This window comes from Blautia sp. AF26-2 (genome assembly GCF_003460955.1).
Taxonomy (GTDB): domain Bacteria; phylum Bacillota; class Clostridia; order Lachnospirales; family Lachnospiraceae; genus Fusicatenibacter; species Fusicatenibacter saccharivorans.
This window is the reverse complement of sequence record NZ_QTWD01000010.1, coordinates 120766-142517: the sequence shown is the minus strand read 5'-3', so window position 1 is coordinate 142517 and position 21752 is coordinate 120766. Positions and strand designations below refer to the sequence as shown.

Genomic DNA, 21752 nt, shown 5'->3' with positions numbered 1-21752 from the left:
GGGCGGAACAAATTTTAGAAAAAGATTCATAAATTTCAAAAAAATGCTTGCAATTTCAAAAAAATACGGTATAATAATGATTGTGTCATTCAGAAAATGAATTTCACAGGCCGAAATAGCTCAGCCGGTAGAGCACTTCACTCGTAATGAAGGGGTCGTCAGTTCGAATCTGATTTTCGGCTTATTCTTTAGAAACCCGCAGGACGTAAGGTTCTGCGGATTTTCTGGTATCATGAGAAATATGACAGAAATACGAACGCCCTTTGCAGGAAAAAGATCTGCTGCAAAGGGCGTTTGCTGTTATAAGTTTCAGGAAGATCAGTTCGTACAGCATATCCTGACGGAGCTTTCAGCCGGGCACTTCAAAGAGCACATCAGCTGTTGCCATTTTCCTGTGCTGCCACCCGTGCGTCGCGTTCCCGGCGGGAAAAGACGCAGCCGCAGTAGTCCTGGCGGTAGAGGCCGTATTCGTGGGAAAGTTCGATGGAACGCTGGTAGCCGCCCCGTTTCTTGAAATCTGAATTGAGATATGGGATCCCGTATTCGGCGGCAAGCCGTTCTCCGATTTCATTCAGCTTTTCCGCGTTTTTCAGCGGGCTGATGGAGAGGGTTGTTGTAAAGTAGTCGAGTTTGAGCTGCTTTGCCATTTCGGCCGCTTCGCGGAGCCGCATTTCATAGCAGACAAAACAGCGCTCGCCGCCCTCCGGCACATTTTCCATCCCGCGTGTCAACTCATAGAACCGGTCAGAATCGTACGGGCCGGGACAGAAGGAAATCGGATGCACGGCGGGAAGAGAGCGGATCAGACGCTGCTGTTCCTCCACGCGGTGCTCGTACTCCGTCGGCGGATAGATGTTGGGATTATAGTAAAAGAGCGTAATGGAAAAATACTGCGACAGATATTCCAGCACGTAACTGCTGCACGGCGCACAGCAGCTGTGCAGCAGCAAGGTCGGAACTTCACCGTGAAGTCCTGCAATCTTCGCATCCAGCTCCTTCTGGTAATTTCTTTTATTGGCCATAATGTATCTTCAAACCTCCTGGTATCTTTCAATCCTTTCTATTATAGCCTCAGCGCGGCTGGGATGCAAGCTGCATATGATATCTTATAGATAGAGGAGGATGCAAAAAAATGGATGATCAAATCCTGTCATTAGAGCATATATCACTGTCCTATCACACCATGAAAGGAGAAACACCGGCGCTGTGCGATCTGACCTTTTCGGTAAAAACGGGGGAATTTGTTGCTCTTGTCGGACCGAGCGGCTGCGGAAAGAGCACGATCCTGAACTTGATTTCCGGTCTTTTAAAGCCGGAGGCGGGAACTCTGCTGAGCCGCGGACGGCCGATCACGGAGGCGGATCTCCATATCGGCTACATGCTGCAGAGAGACCACCTGTTTGAATGGCGGACCATCTACAGCAACGTTCTGCTGGGCCTTGAGATTTCGCGCACGCTGACACCCGAGCGGAAAGAAAAAGTCGGGGAGATGATGGAGACATACGGCCTGAAATCCTTTTCCAATGCCCGTCCGTCCGAACTTTCCGGCGGTATGCGGCAGAGGGCGGCACTGATCCGTACACTGGCGATGGAGCCGGATCTTCTGCTGCTTGACGAGCCGTTCTCCGCTCTCGACTACCAGACGAGGCTGAACGTCTGTGATGATATCGGAAAGATCATCAAAAAAGAGGGAAAGACAGCAATTCTCGTGACACACGATATTTCGGAGGCCATCAGCATGGCGGACCGTGTGATTGTTCTGGCGGCACGGCCGGCATATGTGAAAAAAAAGATTCCGATCCGGTTTGCGATGGAGGAGCGCACGCCGATGAAAGCGCGCAGTGCGCCGGAATTTAAAACGTATTTCAATGCCATCTGGAAGGAGCTGAATGAAAATGCGTGAGCAGGCAAAAACGCCGGAGAGCAGCTTTCAGAGGGCGTATCTCCGGCAGAAAAAAAGAGAACGGGAGCAGGTGCGGGTGTTTCGGGCTTTGCTTCTCGTCAGTTTTCTGGTATTATGGGAGGTGGCGGCGGATCTGAGATGGATCGATCCGTTTATCTTTTCCAGCCCTGTGCGGGTGGGAAAAACGTTCGTGACCCTGCTGACGGAGCAGAACCTTCTGCGCCATATCGGGATCACGGTGTATGAGACGGGAATCAGCTTTCTGCTCGTCTCGGCACTTGGCATGGCGTTCGCTGTGCTTTTGTGGCTCTTTCCGCGCTTTTCTGCGGTGATGGAGCCGTACCTGGTAGTCCTGAACAGCCTGCCGAAATCGGCGCTCGCCCCGCTTCTCATTGTGTGGATGGGGGCAAACGTGAAAACGATCATCACGGCCGGCATTTCCGTTGCGATATTCGGCTCGGTGATCAGCATTTACAGCAGCTTTCAGAGTGTGGAGCCGGATATGCTCCGCCTGATTGCAACACTCGGCGGAACGAAGAAGGATATGCTGTTCCGCGTCGTGCTGCCGTGGTCGTTTCCGGGGCTGCTCGCCGTGTGGAAGGTCAACATCGGCCTGTGCCTCGTCGGTGTTGTAATCGGAGAGTTTATCGGGGCAAGAGAGGGGCTTGGCTATCTGATTATCTACGGCAGTCAGGTGTTCAGATATGCACACGCAAGAGAAGGGAGGATGACAGATGATTGGAATCGTATGTCTGGAAGAACGAAGAGGAATGCAGTTTGGCGGACGACGCGTTTCGCGGGACCGCGTGGTAACGGAAAAAATCTGCGAACTGTGTGAGGGGAAAACGCTCTGGATGAATCCGGCTTCGGAAAAGCTGTTCGCGGAGCAGAAGGAGAGTGGGAAGGTAACACTTCAGGCGGCGGCAGATTTTCTGGAGCAGGCAGGCGAAGGAGAATACTGCTTTGTGGAGAATACGGGACTGCAGGCTGTGGAAGCGAAGATAGAGAAAATCATCGTTTTCTGGTGGAACCGGCATTATCCGTCTGACCGGAAATTCGACCTGGATCTTTCCAAATGGAATAAAGTGTCCGAGGAGGAGTTTGCAGGCTATTCCCATGAGAAAATAACGAAAGAGGTATATGAGAAATGAAAAAACTAAGAAAACAGCTTCTGCTGCTGGCGGCGCTTCTTGCTCTGACACTGACCGGCTGTGAGGCGCAGGATCTTCTCTCGACGGAGAGAGCAGATTCCGGTTCGGAGGTTACGGCCGCTTATACGATGACGGAATCCCAGATTACCGATCAGGCACCGACGGCCGTTTCAGTTCTTGATGTTCCGGAGTTTTCCGGTGAACCGTATGTCGTTTTAAACGGAAATGAGCCGGATTTTACCGATGAGGAAAAGACGACCGAGTCGTACGAGCATTACAGCGATCTGGACAGCCTGGGACGATGCGGCGTGGCAGAGGCGAATATTGGCCAGGATCTGATGCCGACGGAGAAGCGCGGCGCGATCGGCCAGGTAAAGCCGACGGGCTGGCATACGGTAAAATACGATCAGGTGGAAGGTAAATATCTGTACAACCGCTGCCATCTGATCGGATACCAGCTGACCGGTGAGAATGCAAACGAGAAGAATCTGATCACTGGAACACGTTATCTGAATGTCGAGGGCATGCTGCCGTTTGAAAACATGGTTGCCGACTACGTCAAAGAGACCGGAAACCATGTGCTGTACCGCGTTACACCAATTTTTACCGGGGACAACCTTGTAGCGGACGGTGTGGAGATGGAGGCACTTTCCATGGAAGATGACGGCGAGGGCATTTCCTTCCATATCTTCGCATACAACAATCAGCCGGGCATCTCAATTAATTATGCAACGGGAGACAGCACGTTAAGCGAAAGCAGCGGAACGATGACGGATCAGCAGGAATATGTCATGAACACATCCAGCATGAAATTCCACCTGCCGTCATGCTCCAGCGTCAGCTCGATTAAGGATGAAAACAAGGCGACATATCAGGGACCGCGCGAGGACCTGATTGCCGAAGGCTATGAGCCGTGCGGACGGTGCAATCCGTAAAAGAAATTACAAAAAGAGGGTCGGAACTTTCCGGTCCTTTTTTCTATATAGTAAAGAGAAGCATCTGGAAAGTGAGACAGGAGATGGAAGAGGAGAAGCTGAGTGCGGTTTATTATGCAAGGTGCAGCACCGAGGAGGAAAACCAGAAGGATGCGCTGGTAAGGCAGGCGGCGGAGGCGGAAGAGGCAATCCGGGCAAGAGGATGGAGGCTTGTGGATGCCTACGTGGAGAGCCGCTCCGGTACGAGCCGGAAGGGCAGACGGGAATATAACCGCCTGTACGAGGATCTCGAGCAGAACCGGTTTGATGTCGTCGTAATCAAGTCGCAGGACCGCCTGATGCGGAACACGCGGGACTGGTATCTGTTCGCAGACCGCTTAAACTGCGCCGGAAAGCGGCTGTATTTTTATCTGGAGAACACATTCTATTCGCCGGAAGACGCGCTTCTGACCGGCATTAAGGCGATTCTGGCGGAGGAGTACAGCCGGGAGCTGAGCAAGAAGATGAATCTGGCGCACCAGAAACGGCAGCAGAATAATGGAAAGCCGGTGCTGACCTCAAAAAGTTATGGTTACCGGCGGACGGCAGACGGAGCGATTGAGATCATCCCGGAGGAGGCCGCAGTGAAGCGCCGTATGTACGAACTCTGTGCAGACGGTCTCGGCGGACGGAAAATTGCGGCGGTTCTGGCAGCGGAGGGCGTCCGCAGCCGCGCCGGAAAACCATTCTCTGGAACAGACATTATCCGCATGGTGCGGAATCCCATGAATAAAGGCACCGTAGTCATGAACAAGAAGCATTACGATTTTAACACCGGAAAAACGCTCCCTACACCGCCGGGCGGGCAGTACGTCTATGCGGGGAAAATTCCTGCTATCGTCTCTGAAGAGCTCTGGATAGCGGCAAATCGGGCGGCTGACGAGCGTCTCTGCCGCAAAAAGGTGGGCAAATCTGTTCAGACTTGACTGGGTAATCCTGTCCATCCTGATCCTCTGCCTCGTTGCGGCAGGATTGTACGGCATCTTGGGCTGGCTGGAAAAAAACTACACAAAACGCCGAAATTCGGGAAAGTAGGTGATTTGACTTGCAAAGGAAGGTTGGATGCTTGTATAATAATGCATGATAATTTAAAAAACTTACAGGAAAAGAGGAATGAAAATGGCACAGTTATGGGGCGGACGGTTCACAAAAGAGACCGACAAGTTAGTGTATAATTTTAATGCATCCATCAGCTTTGATCAGAAATTCTATAAACAGGACATCAAAGGCAGCATGGCACATGTAAAGATGCTGGCAAAACAGGGCATCCTGACAGAAGAGGAGAGAGACCAGATTCTTGCAGGACTGGAGGGGATTCTTGCCGATGTAGAGAGCGGAAAACTGGAAATCACCAGCGAATATGAGGATATCCACAGCTTCGTGGAGGCAAACCTGATCGACCGCATCGGAGACGCCGGAAAGAAGCTGCACACCGGAAGAAGCCGCAATGACCAGGTAGCCCTCGATATGAAACTTTATGTCCGCGATGAGATCACCGAGATTGATGCACTCGTCAAAGAGGTGCTGGTAACACTCGAAAAAATCATGGAAGAGAACATTCACACCTATATGCCGGGATTCACCCATCTGCAGAAAGCACAGCCGATCACACTGGCACATCACATGGGCGCATATTTTGAAATGTTCCGCCGCGACAGAGGCCGCCTTGCAGACATCTACAAGAGAATGAATTACTGTCCGCTCGGTTCCGGTGCGCTGGCTGGAACGACGTATCCGTTGGACCGCGCTTACACCGCAGAGCTGCTCGGCTTTGACGGCCCGACCTTAAACAGCATGGATTCCGTATCCGACCGTGACTATGTCATTGAGCTCCTCAGTGCTCTTTCTACGATTATGATGCATCTTTCCCGCTTCTCCGAGGAGATCATCATCTGGAATACCAATGAGTACCAGTTTGTGGACATCGACGACGCATACAGCACCGGAAGCAGTATCATGCCGCAGAAAAAGAATCCGGATATCGCAGAGCTTGTTCGAGGAAAAACAGGCCGCGTTTACGCAGCTCTGATGTCAATGCTCACCACTATGAAGGGAATCCCGCTGGCGTACAACAAAGATATGCAGGAGGATAAAGAGCTGACCTTCGATGCCATCGACACCGTAAAAGGATGCCTGGCTCTGTTCAATGGCATGCTTTCTACCATGCACTTCAAAAAAGACCGCATGGAGAACAGTGCAAAGAACGGTTTCACGAATGCAACGGACGCAGCTGATTACCTTGTTGGAAAAGGCGTTCCGTTCCGCGATGCACATGGCATTGTCGGCCGTCTCGTTCTGTACTGCATTGACAAAGGAATCTCCCTTGATGATATGAAACTCGAAGAGTACAAAGCGATCAGCCCGGTCTTCGAGGATGATATTTATGATGCCATCAGCATGAAGAACTGCGTAGAACGACGCAACACGATCGGTGCGCCGGGAGCAGATGCGATGCTGGCTGTCATCGAGCAGAATAAAAAATATTTACAGGAAAATTGAAAAAACAGTTGCAATTTTGAAAAAATTGGTATAGTATGACATGAGACGCACAAATGTACGCCACAGAAGAACAAGGAGATGAAACCAATGGAGCAGAAATTGAGAGTAGGAATTTTAGGAGCAACCGGTATGGTAGGTCAGAGATTTATTTCTCTGCTGGAGAACCATCCGTGGTTTGAAGTTGTGACCCTGGCAGCAAGTCCGAGAAGTGCCGGAAAAACATACGAGGAAGCAGTCGGCGGACGCTGGAAAATGGATACTCCAATGCCGGAAGCAGTGAAAAAGCTCGTTGTGATGAATGTAAATGATGTAGAGCATGTGGCATCTACCGTAGATTTTGTATTTTCCGCAGTTGATATGTCGAAAGACGAGATCAAAGCGATTGAAGAAGCATATGCAAAGACCGAGACACCGGTTGTTTCCAACAACAGCGCACACCGCTGGACACCGGATGTGCCGATGGTAGTGCCGGAAATCAACCCGGAACATTTCGATGTCATCGAGTTCCAGAAAAAACGTCTGGGCACCAAGAGAGGATTTATTGCGGTAAAACCGAACTGCTCCATCCAGAGTTATGCGCCGGTTTTAACTGCATGGAAAGAGTTTGAGCCGTATGAGGTTGTTGCAACCACATATCAGGCAATTTCCGGAGCAGGAAAAACCTTCAAAGACTGGCCGGAGATGGAAGGCAACATCATCCCGTTCATCGGCGGCGAGGAAGAGAAGAGCGAGCAGGAGCCGCTTCGTATCTGGGGTAAAATCGAGAACGGCGTGATCGTAAAAGCAACCGAGCCGAAGATCACCTGCCAGTGCATCCGTGTACCGGTATTAAACGGACACACCGCAGCTGTTTTCGTTAAGTTCCGCAAGAAACCAACGAAAGAGCAGCTCATCGAGAAACTGGAGAACTTCAAAGGCCTTCCGCAGGAACTGAACCTCCCAAGCGCACCGAAACAGTTCATCCGCTACATGACCGAGGATAACCGTCCGCAGGTAACCCTGGATGTCAACTACGAGAACGGCATGGGAATCAACGTAGGCCGTTTAAGAGAGGATTCCATCTACGACTGGAAATTCGTAGGTCTGTCCCACAACACGGTCCGCGGCGCAGCAGGCGGAGCAGTACTTTGTGCAGAGACACTGGTTGCAAAGAAGTTTATCGCTGCAAAATAATGCTTAGAATGATATAAAAAACGCCTCTGAAACGTTTTGTGTTCAGAGGCGTTTTTTGTGCATGGATCAAAAGAATATAGTTTGCAGGATATCGAAAGCAGCAAAAAAGAAGCGCCATACGGAAAATCCCGCGGCGCTTCTTTTCTGCTCAAATAATTCTATTTACGCAAGGTTTGGCTAATCTTAGAATTTGCCAGCTTTTGCTGCCTCTTCAACAGCAACAGCTACAGCAACAGTCATACCAACCATTGGGTTGTTTCCTGCGCCGATGAGACCCATCATTTCTACGTGAGCCGGTACAGAAGAAGAACCTGCAAACTGAGCGTCAGAATGCATACGTCCCATAGTATCGGTCATACCGTAGGAAGCAGGACCTGCTGCCATGTTGTCCGGGTGAAGAGTACGTCCTGTACCACCGCCGGAAGCAACGGAGAAGTATTTTTTACCAGCTTCGATACGCTCTTTTTTGTAGGTACCTGCAACTGGATGCTGGAAACGAGTCGGGTTGGTGGAGTTTCCGGTGATGGAAACGTCAACGTTCTCTTTCCACATGATAGCAACGCCTTCGCGAACGTCGTTAGCGCCGTAGCAGTTAACTTTCGCACGCGGTCCATCGGAGTATGCTTTTCTGAATACTTCTTTCAGTTCTCCGGTGTAGTAGTCATACTCAGTCTCTACATAAGTAAAGCCGTTGATACGAGCGATGATCTGAGCAGCGTCTTTTCCAAGACCGTTCAGGATAACACGCAGAGGTTTCTGACGTACTTTGTTTGCTTTTTCAGCGATACCGATAGCACCCTCAGCAGCTGCGAAGGACTCATGTCCGGCCAGGAATGCGAAGCACTCGGTGTCCTCTTCCAGAAGCATTTTACCGAGGTTACCATGGCCAAGACCAACTTTACGCTGATCTGCTACAGAACCCGGGATACAGAAGGACTGAAGTCCCTCACCGATTGCTGCAGCAGCTTCAGAAGCTTTGCGGCATCCTTTTTTGATTGCGATTGCTGCGCCTACAGTGTAAGCCCATTTTGCATTCTCGAAGCAGATTGGCTGAATGCCTTCGATCATTTTGTATACATCAAGGCCAGCAGCTTTTGTAACTTCTGCAGCTTCTTCGATGGAGTTGATTCCGTACTCAGCAAGCTTAGCCAGAATCTGTTTCTCTCTTCTTTCATATGATTCAAATAAAGCCATTTTCCTATCCTCCTAAATTATCTGATTACTCTTTTCTCGGGTCAACGATCTTAACAGCATCAGCAACACGTCCGTACTGTCCGCTTGCTTTTTCGAAAGCTGTGTTTGCATCATCGCCGGCTTTGATGAAGTCCATCATCTTTCCGAAGTTGATGAATTTGTAACCGATAATCTCATCATCTGCATCCAGAGCGATACCTGTTACATAACCGTCGGTCATCTCCAGGTAACGAGGTCCTTTTGCAAGAGTTCCGTACATGGTACCAACCTGGGAACGAAGTCCTTTACCAAGGTCTTCCAGGCCTGCGCCTACAACCAGTCCGTCCTCGGAGAATGCACTCTGGCTTCTTCCGTAAACGATCTGCAGGAAGAGCTCTCTCATAGCAGTATTGATAGCATCACACACAAGGTCAGTATTCAGTGCCTCAAGGATGGTAAGTCCTGGCAGAATCTCAGATGCCATAGCTGCAGAATGAGTCATTCCTGAACATCCGATGGTCTCAACGAGAGCTTCCTGGATAACGCCCTCTTTTACGTTCAGAGTCAGTTTGCAGGTACCCTGCTGCGGTGCGCACCAGCCAATACCGTGAGTGAATCCGGAAATGTCTTTGATTTCTTTTGCTTTTACCCATTTTGCTTCCTCCGGAATCGGAGCTGCACCGTGATGCACGCCCTGGGCAACCGGACACATCATTTCTACTTCGTGTGAATAAGTCATTGTTAAACTCCTTTCAAATATGTACTTATTTGAGCTTTTGTCTTTCGAACGGACTGTTTCCAGCCTGTTCACAGACCTATGGTTATTGTCTCACAAAATTGGTCATTCGTCCAGCATATTTTGATAAAAAATTGCAAAGACCACCGGAAAACGATAAAATTTCCGGCGGTCTTTTAAATCAATCGGTTTGGTTTTCTCTCGATAAAAGAGAATTTTTTTAATTATCAGATTTTTTTGACAATTTCTTTCGCATTCTTAAAAATATGACCTGACGGGATCACACCGCGAACACAGGAGAGTGGATAAATGTTGGAATTTCTTCCGACAACCGTTCCCGGGTTCAATACGCTGTTACAGCCGACCTCAACTTCATCGCCGAGCATCGCACCGAATTTTTTCAGTCCGGTTTCGATCTGTTCATCTGCGCCTTTGACAACAACGAGCTTCTTATCGGATTTTACATTGGAAGTAATGGAACCGGCACCCATATGGGCTTTGTATCCAAGAACAGAGTCGCCGACATAGTTGTAATGCGGAACCTGTACTTTATTAAAGAGAATGACATTTTTCAGCTCGGTGGAGTTACCAACGACAGCGCCCTCGCCGACGATGGCATTTCCGCGGATAAAAGCACACTGGCGGATCTCAGCGCCTTTTCCGATGATGCATGGGCCGTTGATGGAAGCGGTCGGTGCGATCACGGCATCTTTTGCGATCCAGACATTTTCGCCGCGTTTTTCGTATTCTGCCGGATCGAGTGTTTCGCCGAGTTCAAGAATAAAATCTTTAATGAGCGGAAGCACTTCCCATGGATACGTTTTGCCTTCAAAGATTTTTGCGGCAATGGTCTGGGTTAAATCATAAAGTTCAGAAATGGTTGCATCTTTCATGCGTGATTCATCCTTTCTTGTTTTAGTTCCTGTTTATCTTACCACATTTCAGGAGTTCTGTGCGCCTTTTTTTCCGGCGGTGGAATAGGACTTTGCAGAGGAGTCTTCTGCAGCAGTACGTTTCCCGGTACGGGAGCGCGTGGAAGAGGCTTTTCTGTAATACGGCGCGGACGCATCAAAGCTGCTCTTTAGCTGGAACTGATTCCGCAGCTGCTTCACATTTACCGTGTGGCGTGTCACAAAGTTTTCCAGTTTTCCCATATATTCCTCGGAGGTAATGGAGCCTTCCGCTACATAGGTAAGTCCCTTTTCCCAGCTTGCCGTCAGCTCCGGATTCAGAAGCGGGCGGATCGACTGGTGTACGACGTCGTAGATCATTTCGCCAAGCTGTGTCGGGGTGATAACCTGCGTCTTTTTGTTCAGAGCAAGATATTTGATAAAGACAAGCTTTTTCAGAATCTCAGCACGCGTCGCACTCGTTCCGATGCCGCTTCCCTTAATCTGTTCGCGCAGCTCCTCGTCTTCAATGAGCTGTCCGGCATTTTCCATTGCAAGGATCATCGAACCGGAGGTGTAGCGTTTTGGCGGAGAGGTTTCTCCTTCCTTGATAGAAAGGCCGAGAAGATTCAGCTCGCTGCCTTTCTGCAGCTGGGACAGCGCTGCAAGAAAAGAGGGATCGCAAGTCGTCTCGTCCTCCTTTCTGCCCTCGTCGTCCTCCTCTTTCTTACGGAAGAAAGAATACTGCATGGCTTTTAAATAGCCCTCCTGCACGAGAACGCGGAAGTTGGAGAAAAACTGCTCGCCGCCGATTTCGGTGACAAGAGCAACTTTCTGATAGACCGCCGGCGGATAGAAGATACCGAGAAAACGGCGGACAATTGTCTCATAAACTTTTGCGGAGAGTTCCGAGAGGTTCCGCAGATTGTTAAGGCCCTGTCCGGTCGGAATGATCGCATAGTGATCGGTAATCTGTTTATCGTTTGTATAGCGGGTGGAACCAATCTTTTTCCAGCTTTCACCCTGCAAAATTTCATTTGCAAGGCCGCTGCAGATACCGTACTGCTGCAGGCCGCGCAGGTTTTTGCTGATTTCCCTGGCAACGGCAGAAGAAAGCACACGGGCATCGGTTCGCGGATAGGTAACCAGCTTTTTCTCGTAAAGCTCCTGAACAACTTTCAGCGTTTCATCCGGACTGATTTTGAAAAAGCGGGCACAGTCATTTTGCAGCTCCGCAAGGTTGTAAAGCAGTGGCGCATTTTTATTTTCCTTTTTTCGCTCCATTTTCAGGACATGCGGGATCAGAGGATTCTGCATGCTTAATTCCTCGATCAGTTTCTGTGCGTCCTCTTTTTTCTGGAAGCCGTTCTCCTTATAGAGAAGCGGAGAGTTGAAGTAGCGGCTGCCTTTTACGGCGCGCCATTCCCCCTCAAAATTGCGTCCATTTAAGGAAAGACCGGCGATGACACGGTAGAATGGTGTTTTCACAAAGCTGCGGATTTCGCGCTCCCGGCGTACGACCATGCCGAGCACACATGTCATAACACGGCCGACGGAAATTGACTGATATTTAGTGCCGAGATACGATGCGACAGCGCTTCCGTATTTGAGCGAGAGAAGACGGGAAAAATTAATGCCCATCAGGTAATCTTCTTTGGCGCGGAGATAAGCGGATGCCGAAAGATTGTCGTATTCACTTTCGTCCTTCGCTTCGCAGATACCGCGCAGGATTTCTTCTTCTGTCTGCGAGTCGATCCAGACACGCTTCTGTTTCTTGTCTTTGATACCGGCCATCTGCGCGACGAGACGATAGATGTATTCTCCCTCCCGCCCGGAGTCGGTACAGACATAAATGGTTTCAATATCCTCCCGGTGGAGCAGGTTACTCACAATGGTGAACTGCTTTTTTACTTCCGGGATAACTTCATATTTGAAGTTTTCAGGCAAAAAAGGCAGGGTCTCGAGACTCCACCTTTTTAACGCAGGATCATATTTTTCCGGATAGCTCATCGTAACCAGGTGACCGACGCACCAGGTTACGACGGACTGATCCGACTCTAAGTATCCATCCCTGCGCTGCATATTCTGTTTTAACGCTTTTGCGAACTCCTGAGCAACGCTCGGTTTTTCCGCAATGTATAAAGATTTTGTCATTTATCTGCACTCATCATTCGAAGCGGCCAGGCAAGGAGCACACCGCCTCCTATTGCGTTTCCTATAGTTACAATGACCATACTTTTCAATGCGGCAGTCAGAGAAATGCCGCCTGGGACCAGAAGTGCAGCGGTAACAAAGGTGGCCATATTGGCAACGCAGTGTTCAAAACCGGCAACAACGAATCCGGCGATGCAAAGTATAATCATGAAAAATTTGGCAACTTCATTTTTGCATTTCATGCCGCAGGCAACGGCGAGGCAGACGAAGAAGTTGCAGAGAATGGCACGGAAAAACATTTCTCCGGCAGGAATGGAAAGTTTATTTCCAATAAATCCTGCGTAATAATCGGCAGTACCGGAAGCACCTGCCAGTACGAAAATTACGGAGAGAATCAGGCATCCGACAAAGTTTCCGATGTAGCTTACCAGCCATACTTTTCCAACCTGTGCCCAGGAGACTTTTTTGTCATAGGCCCCAAATGCCATAACAAGATTGTTTCCGGTGAAAAGCTCTGCACCGATAAAAACGATCAGCAGAACCGCAATGGCAAACACAATACCGCCAAGCAGTTTTCCCCAGGCAGGATCTGTACTCTGGAACGTATTGCCTACCACGTTGGAGAAAATCATGGCAACCACGATAAAGAAACCGGCCATGACTGCACGGAGAAAGTATTTCCCCGGGTGTTCTTTCAGCAGCTTTGCTTTGTTTACGGCTGCCTCTGAAAATTTTTGTACGTCATCATAAGGCATAGAATAACTCCTTTCTTATGTCCAGTAGGATGGACATATCCCCTCTCTTTTTGTCCGGGGGATGGTCTTTTTTTCCGGAGCAGCTTGCAAATGCTTCGGATTTCGCGCTTTCAACTTTGGCTATTATAGCATTTCCCGGAAAGATTCGCAATGAAGGAGGAAGAAAAAAGTATATTTCCACAGAAATGTCAGAAAATAAGGGGTGAAACGACAGATTGTATGATGAACTCAGAGGGATTGAAACAAGGATTGAAAGCTTTTTTTATGTTCTGTTTTACAAAGATCTCGGACACAGTGAAATTGTAAACCATGATGATCCGGCGTTTGTGAAACTGGTTTATCATCTGCACTGATGTTCATTCTTAGCAAAAACCTCATCTGCTGTTTTCATACAAAAGATAAAACGGCAGGTGAGTTTTTTGTAATGGGACTCTGGAAAGGATAAACTAAAGCCGTATAGTATCCATTACACCGGATTTTTTCCGGTATTCTAAAGGAGTCATATGATACTGTTTTTTGAATAAACTCTGAAAATGAGGCTGGCTGGAAAAGCAGAGATAACTGCTGATTTCAGCCAGACTTTTTGTACTGTAGGTTAAAAGCATTTTAGCTTCTTCTAATTTACATCTTGTAATGAAAGCACCTATGGTAAAGCCGAGCTCAGTTTTGAATTTTTTCATCGTGTAGGAAGTACTTTTCTGAATGGAATCCGCGACATCATTCACAGAGATGGATTCATTTGTATGTGTACGGATAAAATTCATACAGGTATAAACTTCTCTTGAGATTCCAGCAGGGATTTTGGTTTCACCTGCCTGCTGACAAAAATCCAGAATCATGGAGTATTGCAGTGCCTGGATTTTTTCCAGTGACTGCAGTGCCTCGCATTCCTGAATATAAAGATCCAGAAGCTGATATGTTTTTTCAATATCTACTCCTCCCGGAATGGCACCAAGAACAGCGGTTTTGATTGCTGTCACGATAAAAAGATTTTTGGCATGGCGAATCGGGGTTTTTGCAAGTCTGCCTTCTTCTAATTGTAATGTATTATTCTTCAAAAAATTCTGCAAAGCATTTACATTTCCGTTTTGAACAAACTGAAAAAGTTCGCATTCAAACTGGTAAGTGTTATGCATCTTTTTATTTTCCATATTTTCTGTAATGGATTTCAAATGCTGCTGGCTCTGCCGCAATTGCTGGGGTGCACGCTGTCCCAATAATTTCAACACACTGATTTCCTTGTGGTTCACACATTGATGCAGGAAAACAAGATGCTGACAAAATTGGATATGTGATAACCGGGGAATGGAGGCGAGAGCCTCAGCGATTACTTCCTTGTACTTCAGGGGCGTGGCAGAGTCATGCATATAACTGCGGACGAGCTCATCTGTCACAGGAACGGAAAAAACCGGGCCTAAGATGATATATTCACCAGTAGCTTCAATTTGGACAGAGCCATATACAATGTCGGGAGATGCAAAACGAAATTCGGGATTATAATCGGATGGATAAAGCGGATAAGGGCTCTCTGTTGAGATGTGGAGCTGTTCTGATAAAGCAGAGTAAATAGCTCCTGCTTCAGTAATTAGATTCGTAGGAATTCCTGTAACGGCATAGTAATTTTTACAAAAAGTAACATAATTCATATGATATTCTCCTGGTATCTGTGGGATGCAGTGGATCAAATTTTCGTTTGAAAGTTTCTGCAAAGCAATTCACGATTCCTTCACTTCCAAATTTAAAGTATAAAATGGAAAAAGAAAAATAACAATACGAAAACATATAATTTTGTATGTTTTTATGTAATATCTTTTCTTTCATTTTTGATAAAGTGCGATTAGAAAAAAGGAAAGGCGGATCATACGTATGAGACAACCGATTAAAATTAATAAAACGAATCCAAATAAAGGTGTTCTCGATTATTCTTATCTTTTGGATGCACCAGCTGGAAAACATGGATTTGTAACGACAAGGAATGGCCATTTTTATTTTGAAGATGGTGTAAGGGCAAAATTTCTTGGGTTTAATGTGGCTGCAAGATCAAATACCCCGGATCATGAAACCGCAGAGAAACTGGCGGAACGTTTTGCGAGCCTGGGCGTGAATGTGATTCGGCTCCATGCAGCAGATGCCCCAATCGGCGAGGAACCGCGCAGCTGGTCCAGCTGTAAAGAAGCTCCACTTTTAGATTATGAAAAAGGAAACGGGAGAGAATTTCACCTGGAAGGTCTGGATCGATTTGACTATTTTGTCGCAAAATTGAAAGAGCGGGGTATTTACCTTCACATTGATCTTATCGTTGCAAGAGATTTTGTAGAAGGAGATGGACTGGATTACCCGGGGAATGCGGGAAGCTGCATCAAACGTTTTCCCATGTACAATAAACGGATGATAGAGCTGCAAAAAGAATATGCCAGAAAGATTCTCTGTCATGTGAATCCTTATACAGGTCTTGCACTGATTGACGATCCGGCGGTGATCACGGTTCAGATCAATAATGAAGATTCTGCGATTAAAGGAACGATGGACACAGATCAGCGGGAAGAGATGCAGCCATATCGGGATGAGGTACAAAATCGTTTTAACAGCTTCCTCTTGATGAAATATGGAACAAGAGAGCGTCTGAAAGAAGCATGGACGTTTGAAGGAAAATGTGCGCTTGGCGAGGAAGAAGATCCGGAGAAAGGAACTGTGCAGGGAGCCGCAGGTAATTTCTATCAGCCGGAATGCGACCCTTTGGGAAAATGGGAAGAAAATGAAAGTCCGGCCCGCTATGCTGATTTTATGGAATTTGGCATTACGATGAATCGTAATTTTTATCAGGATATGAAAGATTATCTTCATTCCCTTGGAGTAAAAGTTCCGATCGTGACAAGCAATCTGGTTGCCGGTGCAGCGGATGTATATGGCCATACCGACGGGGATTTTATGGAAAATAACAGCTATTTTAATCACCCGCTGCTTCCGATCCAGGAGGCAAATACCTATCTGGTTGCAGGGCCGGCCGAATATGTGTCAACGAACCCGCTGACCATGCAGACAGGAGTTGGTTCTATGGCAACAACACTTTTAAATCTTGCTTCCGTTGCCATTGTAAAAGGAAAACCTTTCATGCTCAGTGAGTGGAACGAATATGGGGAACATCCTTTCCATTCGACAGCATATGTGCACACGGTTGCCTATGCATGCTTGAACGACTGGGACGGACTGATTTTATACAATTATCATACGTCGGAAAAGGCGGACGATCAGCCGGACGATGAAATCTGGAGTGTTTTTGATGTATATAATGATCCGGCGGTTATCTGTCAGTGGGGATTTATGGCATCTGTATTTCTCAAAGGGCTGGTATCGGCGGCTAAAAACCGTGTAGATGTCGTATATACACAGAACGATTTGAAAACACTGCCGAAAATGCACGCAATGCCAACTACTTTTTTACCTTACATCACATGTATGCGAAATGTATTCCTGGACGGAGGGGATACCTATCAGGGAGACGCGGCTGTTGCAGTGAACGCAGGATTTTTGAATGGGGCAGATCTCTCGGAGGCAGAACACGGTGTGTATTATGCATGGTCACCGTATCGTGACGCATGGCGGAAATATAAAGACCACAACAGGCTGAAACAGGCAGCAAAGAATGCAGAAGAGATACGAGAAGGCGTGTATCTGGGAGCACAGGCACTTGTCTTTGATGAAATTCAGAAAATCGCAGGCACAGGAGATTATCGTGAATTTGCTGCAATTCTTGACCGGGCAATGAAAGAATGGAAGATACTTTCGGAGGAATGTGGTCTGGTAGATGGAAAACTGATTTCTGATACAAAAGAGCTGGTGTTTGATCCGGCACATGCCCGGTTCGCAATTCATACACCGTATTGCGGATATTTCAGTGGAAGCCCAGCAGAAAGTCTGCGGCTGTCTGAAAAAATTGAGATCCAGTCAGAAAATGAGCGGATTACGCTGGCACTTCTTCCAGTGGGAAAGGAAAAACTGGAGCAGGCAGAGGAATTTGTGATCACTGCGATGGGAACAACGGGAATGGACAAGACAACGTATCAGGAAGGTGCACAGATGATGGGCTTTCCGTTTACAGCAGTACACTTTCAGGGAAAATTATATGCCGAAACGCTGGAAGGAAGAATCTACGTAAAAGCTAAGGAGGCCGTTCTTACAGCATTAGATCCGACGGGAAATGAAATTGGAAGAATAGAAGGAAAAGAGACAGAAAAAGGAGTATGTTTTCTTTTGTCAGGCAATCTTCCAAGTGTTCAATATAATTTAAAAATAAAAAAAGAATGCCCAAATATATAATATTAAATTGCTATATGTAATAAAAGAAACAAAATACTTGATAGAATACAAGTATAAAACAGCGGCTGTAAAAAACGATGGGAGAAAAAGATATGGGAAAAAAGAAACAAAAAGTCCTCTATGATGCAGACGGGGCAAGAAGAGTTATGAGAAAAACAGATTATATGGCTGATATGGGAGGTCAGTTAGCATTAGGCGTGATGGCCAATCTGGTTGGCCAGCTTACTTACTTTTATACAGATAAAGTCGGCATGGCGGTAGGCGGAGTCGGAATTGCGATGATGATCGCTAAGATTATAGATGCACTGACGGACGTTCTGGTGGGAAATATGATTGACCACTCCAAAGGTGGGAATAAGAAATATTACTCCTGGATGCTGAAAATGGCGATTCCTGCAGCAGTCATCATCATTATGATGTTTACGGTCCCGATTCAGGCAGGACAGACAGCGGCATTGATTTATGTACTGGTTACCAATCTTCTTTTAACAGCAGTTATTTATACTATGATTGCCACACCGTTTTCAGCGGTTATGATTGTGCGTACCCACAGCCAGAGTGAGCGAAGCAATATGGGGCTGTTCCGTGCAGTCGGAAACTACGGTGCCGGAACAATCATTGCTATTATCACAATTCCGGTAACCAATATGCTGGGTGGTACACAGAGTGCATGGATCAAATATGGTGTTGCGCTTGCACTTGGCGTTTTATTACTTTTCCTGATCTGCTACAACAATGGAAGAAAAGCAAAATTTGCTTCGGATTATGAAAGCGAATCGGAAAACGCATCAGAAACAGCACCGGCAGAAACAGAAGAAGAGGAAGCAGTTCCATTTAAAGATGCTATAAAAATGTTATTGCAGAATAAATACTGGGTGATCGTCCTTCTGTTCAATTTGATTACCAATATTACCGCTGCAGTGGCAGCAGCCTCGGGTACATACTATGCAAAATGGATTTTTGGCAACGATAATCTTGTTGCAGTCATAGGAGCGGCAGGTATGCTGGCAACGGTAATCGGATTTGTGGTTTCCAAGCCGATCATTTCGAAGCTGGGTGTTACAAAAACAATTCAGCTTGGGTTAATGGGAGCTGCCATTCCATCCCTGATCCGCTGCTTTATTCCGGAAAACTTTATGGTTTATGCAGCAACCAGCCTTGTGGCGAGCTTTATCCAGATTCCACTGATGTGTCTGTACGGCGTATTAACAGCAATGACGGTAGATTATAACGAATGGAAATATGGAAAGAAATTAGTTGCAATGTCGGGCGGAGCCATAGGATTTGGAAGTAAAGTGGGAAGCGGCCTTGGATCTGTTATCTTATCCGCATTTCTTGCCATTGGCGGATATCAGGCATCTCTGGAAAGTGCAACTGCTTCCATGCGATATTCGATTTATGGATTTTCCAACTATCTTCCGCTGGTTGCAAACCTGGCTATGTTCCTGATTTTTACCAGATTTGATCTGGAAGAAAAATTACCAAAGATGCGGGAAGAAGTACTTGCGAGAAAAGAGAAAAAATAAACGGAGAAACTACAAGGTCGGTACAGGAAAGACTGTACCGACTTTGCAGTTGTCATTCAATTTACAGAAACTGCCAGTGGCAGGCTCTGTAGGTTAAAAATAAGGAGAATTGAAAATGAGCGATACATTATGCAATGAAAAAAAGAAACCTTATACATTTTCAGAAGATGGAAATTCCTGCATTATAACAGAAACCAGAACACCAAGATACTGGTATAATTATCTGTGGAATGAAAATCATTACTGTGCGCAGATTTCCCAGACAGGACATGGGCGCAGCTATTACCTCAGTGAAAAAGCAGATATGTGTATGATGAATCAGGACGATGCAAGATATATCTATCTAAGAGACGAGAAAAGCAAAGAATGCTGGAATATCGGCGAAGGTCCATTAAATACGGAAGTAGAAAATTATCAGTGCGTACACAGCATTGGATCTTCCAGAATCCAGTCTTCTTATCAGAATATTGCAAGTTCCTGGCGGCTGTTTGTACCGGAAGACGGATACCAGGAAGTGTGGACTTTGAAAATAAAAAATACAGGGGAAAGACAGCGCCATCTCAGCATATTTTCAGCAGTCAGCTTTTATCTGGAGGGCTTTTCTTATCCGCGATATTATGAAATGTATCGTTGTATGGAAACAGATTATGATGAAAAGTTAAAGGGTGTATATTGCAGATCCGCACATCCTTTCGCACCGCACAAAAGATACAACGCATTTCTGGCAGCATCAGAGCCGGCATACGCATATGATGGAAATCTGGAAGCATTTTGCGGGACAACCAGTACCATAACAAGGCTGGATGCATCAGCAAGCGCGCTCTTCCAGAGACCGGACATTGTCGTAAAGGGAAAAGACTGTACAAATTCCAAAGCGGCCCTTTTTATTCTGGGCGGTGTGCTGCAGCATAAAATTGTGCTACAGCCAGGAGAAGAAAAAGAATTACAGTTTGTATTTGGAATCAGTGAATCACTTGAAGAGGCAAGGGCGGTATCGGAAAAGTTTTCCAATTCTGCAGTTGTGGAAAAGGAACTTGAAAAAGCAGAAACGCATTATCTGGAAAAATATCGTTCGCTGACCGTGGAAACGCCGGATGAAAAAATCAATCACATGATGAATAACTGGGTGAAAAAACAGGTGGATTTTTGCATTGTCGGGAAAAAAGGAGTCCGCGATAATCTTCAGATTGCAGTTGGCCTGTTAAACTATCGGCAGGAAACAGCAAAAAAAGAGATTCTGGAATGTCTTCGCCATCAGTTTCGGGATGGTCATGGAGTTCTTACGTGGTATCCTTATGATGATACCCGGTATTCCGATCAGCCGTTCTGGATCATATGGGCTGTCTGCCAGCTGATAAAAGAAACGGGAGACTTTTCTATCCTGGATCTGGAGATTGAATGGCAGGATGGAGGGAAGGCGGCTGTTCTGGATCATGTGAAAGCGGCTGTGAATCGATTGCTGCAGGATAAAGGAAAGCATGGACTGGTACGGATTTATTTTGCGGACTGGAATGATGCACTCAATGTTACAACGGATGAATATGCGGAATCCGTAATGCTTTCCCATCAGTTCTGCCTGGCATTGAAGGAATTAGAAGCATTACTGAAGAAAAAAGGCGATCAGGTATATGCCGGAAAAATAGCAGAGGAATATCGTATCTTACGAAACAGCATTAATGCATATGCATGGGATGGAGCGTGGTACATGCGGGCGTTAAGTGATGTGGAGAATATTGGTTCCAAAAACAGCGAAGGAAGCAAAATTTATCTGAACGCGCAGACATGGGCTGTTTTAGGAGATGTTGCAGATGCAGAGAAATTACCAACGATATTAAAAGCAGTGGATTCCATGGAGCATGATTTTGGATTTCCGTTAAATCTTCCGCCGTATCAGAAGTATTCGCCCAATGTAGGGAGAATGTCCGGCATGCTGCCAGGATTGTTTGAAAATGGTGGTGTATACTGTCATGCTACAGGGTTTAAAATTCTGATGGACTGCAAGGTGGGGAGAGGAAGCAAAGCATTCGAAACACTGAAAAAAATTATGCCGGACAGTGATAAAAATCCATCCATGCAATCCGGAGCAGAACCATATGTTTTTACAAACTGTTATTCTACTAATCCCGGATATTATGGAAGATCCTACCAGTCCTGGACAACGGGAACTTCTGCGTGGTGCATGATGGGATTGTACGAAGGAATTCTCGGAATCAAACGGGATTACGATGGACTGCGGATCGATCCGTGTCTGCCGAAAGAATGGGAAAAGGCAGAAGTGACCAGACATTTTCGAGGTGCTGATTATCATGTAATCATCGAAAATCCAGATCATCTGGAAAAAGGAGTGCTTGAAATTAAGACAGACGGAGCAGTTTGCGATATGTCCGACAAAGCAGATGGGTTTGTGCTGCCTGATTTCAAGGATGGAAAAATGCATGAAGTCCATGTTATATTGCGTAAATAGACAAAAGAGGCTTGTTTATGAAGACATCAGCAGAAAG

17 protein-coding genes and 1 tRNA gene are annotated in these 21752 nt (G+C 46.7%); 11 read left to right on the top strand and 7 right to left on the bottom strand.

Going from position 1 to position 21752, the window contains the following annotated elements:
- The first annotated feature begins 109 nt into the window (after nt 1-109).
- Nucleotides 110-182 (top strand) — tRNA-Thr (locus tag DWY63_RS13770).
- 192 nt (nt 183-374) lie between these two features.
- Here the strand turns inward: DWY63_RS13770 and DWY63_RS13765 are convergent.
- Complete coding sequence (locus DWY63_RS13765; RefSeq protein WP_117802455.1) at nt 375-1022, bottom strand: epoxyqueuosine reductase QueH; 648 nt, start codon at nt 1020-1022, stop codon at nt 375-377.
- Nucleotides 1023-1132: 110 nt separating this feature from the next.
- On the opposite strand from DWY63_RS13765, the gene DWY63_RS13760 reads away from it, so the two are divergent.
- The 7 genes from DWY63_RS13760 to asd all read left to right on the top strand — a co-directional run bounded on the left by DWY63_RS13760 (nt 1133) and on the right by asd (nt 7700).
- Nucleotides 1133-1903 (top strand): ABC transporter ATP-binding protein, encoded by a 771-nt coding sequence (locus tag DWY63_RS13760; protein ID WP_117510218.1) that lies wholly within the window; start codon nt 1133-1135, stop codon nt 1901-1903.
- Nucleotides 1896-2741, top strand: coding sequence for an ABC transporter permease (locus tag DWY63_RS13755; protein WP_022463011.1), 846 nt, complete (start codon nt 1896-1898; stop codon nt 2739-2741). The genes DWY63_RS13760 and DWY63_RS13755 overlap by 8 nt, the downstream gene beginning before the upstream one ends.
- Nucleotides 2638-3054 carry a hypothetical protein gene (locus tag DWY63_RS13750; protein ID WP_055217698.1) on the top strand — a complete coding sequence of 139 codons (417 nt, stop codon included), beginning with the start codon at nt 2638-2640 and terminating at the stop codon, nt 3052-3054. Before DWY63_RS13755 ends, DWY63_RS13750 begins: the two co-directional genes overlap by 104 nt.
- Entirely contained in the window at nt 3051-3989 is a 939-nt protein-coding gene (locus tag DWY63_RS13745; protein WP_117510217.1) for a DNA/RNA non-specific endonuclease, read from the top strand. Before DWY63_RS13750 ends, DWY63_RS13745 begins: the two co-directional genes overlap by 4 nt.
- A gap of 71 nt (nt 3990-4060) precedes the next feature.
- Nucleotides 4061-4954: a recombinase family protein gene (locus DWY63_RS13740; protein ID WP_147343075.1), complete on the top strand. Its 894-nt coding sequence runs from the start codon at nt 4061-4063 to the stop codon at nt 4952-4954.
- A gap of 193 nt (nt 4955-5147) precedes the next feature.
- Nucleotides 5148-6527, top strand: coding sequence for an argininosuccinate lyase (gene argH, locus DWY63_RS13735; RefSeq protein WP_055267678.1), 1380 nt, complete (start codon nt 5148-5150; stop codon nt 6525-6527).
- 87 nt (nt 6528-6614) lie between these two features.
- Nucleotides 6615-7700, top strand: a complete 1086-nt coding sequence (asd, locus tag DWY63_RS13730) for an aspartate-semialdehyde dehydrogenase (RefSeq protein ID WP_022463016.1) — start codon at nt 6615-6617, stop codon at nt 7698-7700.
- A 183-nt stretch (nt 7701-7883) separates the two neighbouring features.
- Here the strand turns inward: asd and DWY63_RS13725 are convergent, their stop codons facing one another.
- The 6 genes from DWY63_RS13725 to DWY63_RS13695 all read right to left on the bottom strand — a co-directional run bounded on the left by DWY63_RS13725 (nt 7884) and on the right by DWY63_RS13695 (nt 15054).
- Nucleotides 7884-8894, bottom strand: a complete 1011-nt coding sequence (locus tag DWY63_RS13725) for a GGGtGRT protein (RefSeq protein WP_022463017.1) — start codon at nt 8892-8894, stop codon at nt 7884-7886.
- A gap of 25 nt (nt 8895-8919) precedes the next feature.
- A complete protein-coding gene (locus DWY63_RS13720) occupies nt 8920-9612 on the bottom strand; it encodes an iron-sulfur cluster assembly scaffold protein (RefSeq protein WP_022463018.1) in 693 nt (230 codons plus the stop codon).
- Between the two features lie 224 nt (nt 9613-9836).
- Nucleotides 9837-10502, bottom strand: coding sequence for an acyltransferase (locus DWY63_RS13715; protein ID WP_055228579.1), 666 nt, complete (start codon nt 10500-10502; stop codon nt 9837-9839).
- A 48-nt stretch (nt 10503-10550) separates the two neighbouring features.
- The gene (locus tag DWY63_RS13710) at nt 10551-12653 is read right to left on the bottom strand and encodes a DNA topoisomerase (RefSeq protein ID WP_117802453.1); all 2103 of its coding nucleotides are present in this window, start codon (nt 12651-12653) and stop codon (nt 10551-10553) included.
- Nucleotides 12650-13408, bottom strand: a complete 759-nt coding sequence (locus tag DWY63_RS13705) for a formate/nitrite transporter family protein (RefSeq protein WP_117802452.1) — start codon at nt 13406-13408, stop codon at nt 12650-12652. Before DWY63_RS13705 ends, DWY63_RS13710 begins: the two co-directional genes overlap by 4 nt.
- 446 nt (nt 13409-13854) lie before the next feature.
- A complete protein-coding gene (locus DWY63_RS13695) occupies nt 13855-15054 on the bottom strand; it encodes a helix-turn-helix domain-containing protein (protein WP_022463022.1) in 1200 nt (399 codons plus the stop codon).
- Nucleotides 15055-15274: 220 nt separating this feature from the next.
- On the opposite strand from DWY63_RS13695, the gene DWY63_RS13690 reads away from it, so the two are divergent.
- From DWY63_RS13690 to DWY63_RS13680, 3 genes are all read left to right on the top strand, one after another.
- Nucleotides 15275-17725 (top strand): beta-galactosidase, encoded by a 2451-nt coding sequence (locus DWY63_RS13690; protein ID WP_117802451.1) that lies wholly within the window; start codon nt 15275-15277, stop codon nt 17723-17725.
- 92 nt (nt 17726-17817) lie between these two features.
- Nucleotides 17818-19251 (top strand): MFS transporter, encoded by a 1434-nt coding sequence (locus DWY63_RS13685; RefSeq protein ID WP_243001893.1) that lies wholly within the window; start codon nt 17818-17820, stop codon nt 19249-19251.
- Between the two features lie 115 nt (nt 19252-19366).
- Complete coding sequence (locus DWY63_RS13680) at nt 19367-21715, top strand: GH36-type glycosyl hydrolase domain-containing protein (protein ID WP_117802450.1); 2349 nt, start codon at nt 19367-19369, stop codon at nt 21713-21715.
- Nucleotides 21716-21752 lie beyond the last annotated feature (37 nt).

Excerpts from the sequence above, each read along its gene's own strand:
- DWY63_RS13765 (WP_117802455.1), bottom strand. The coding sequence starts at position 1,022 with ATGGCCAATAAAAGAAATTACCAGAAGGAGCTGGATGCGAAGATTGCA.
- DWY63_RS13760 (WP_117510218.1), top strand. The coding sequence starts at position 1,133 with ATGGATGATCAAATCCTGTCATTAGAGCATATATCACTGTCCTATCAC.
- DWY63_RS13755 (WP_022463011.1), top strand. The coding sequence starts at position 1,896 with ATGCGTGAGCAGGCAAAAACGCCGGAGAGCAGCTTTCAGAGGGCGTAT.
- DWY63_RS13750 (WP_055217698.1), top strand. The coding sequence starts at position 2,638 with ATGATTGGAATCGTATGTCTGGAAGAACGAAGAGGAATGCAGTTTGGC.
- DWY63_RS13745 (WP_117510217.1), top strand. The coding sequence starts at position 3,051 with ATGAAAAAACTAAGAAAACAGCTTCTGCTGCTGGCGGCGCTTCTTGCT.
- argH (WP_055267678.1), top strand. The coding sequence starts at position 5,148 with ATGGCACAGTTATGGGGCGGACGGTTCACAAAAGAGACCGACAAGTTA.
- asd (WP_022463016.1), top strand. The coding sequence starts at position 6,615 with ATGGAGCAGAAATTGAGAGTAGGAATTTTAGGAGCAACCGGTATGGTA.
- DWY63_RS13725 (WP_022463017.1), bottom strand. The coding sequence starts at position 8,894 with ATGGCTTTATTTGAATCATATGAAAGAAGAGAGAAACAGATTCTGGCT.
- DWY63_RS13720 (WP_022463018.1), bottom strand. The coding sequence starts at position 9,612 with ATGACTTATTCACACGAAGTAGAAATGATGTGTCCGGTTGCCCAGGGC.
- DWY63_RS13715 (WP_055228579.1), bottom strand. The coding sequence starts at position 10,502 with ATGAAAGATGCAACCATTTCTGAACTTTATGATTTAACCCAGACCATT.
- DWY63_RS13710 (WP_117802453.1), bottom strand. The coding sequence starts at position 12,653 with ATGACAAAATCTTTATACATTGCGGAAAAACCGAGCGTTGCTCAGGAG.
- DWY63_RS13705 (WP_117802452.1), bottom strand. The coding sequence starts at position 13,408 with ATGCCTTATGATGACGTACAAAAATTTTCAGAGGCAGCCGTAAACAAA.
- DWY63_RS13695 (WP_022463022.1), bottom strand. The coding sequence starts at position 15,054 with ATGAATTATGTTACTTTTTGTAAAAATTACTATGCCGTTACAGGAATT.
- DWY63_RS13690 (WP_117802451.1), top strand. The coding sequence starts at position 15,275 with ATGAGACAACCGATTAAAATTAATAAAACGAATCCAAATAAAGGTGTT.
- DWY63_RS13685 (WP_243001893.1), top strand. The coding sequence starts at position 17,818 with ATGGGAAAAAAGAAACAAAAAGTCCTCTATGATGCAGACGGGGCAAGA.
- DWY63_RS13680 (WP_117802450.1), top strand. The coding sequence starts at position 19,367 with ATGAGCGATACATTATGCAATGAAAAAAAGAAACCTTATACATTTTCA.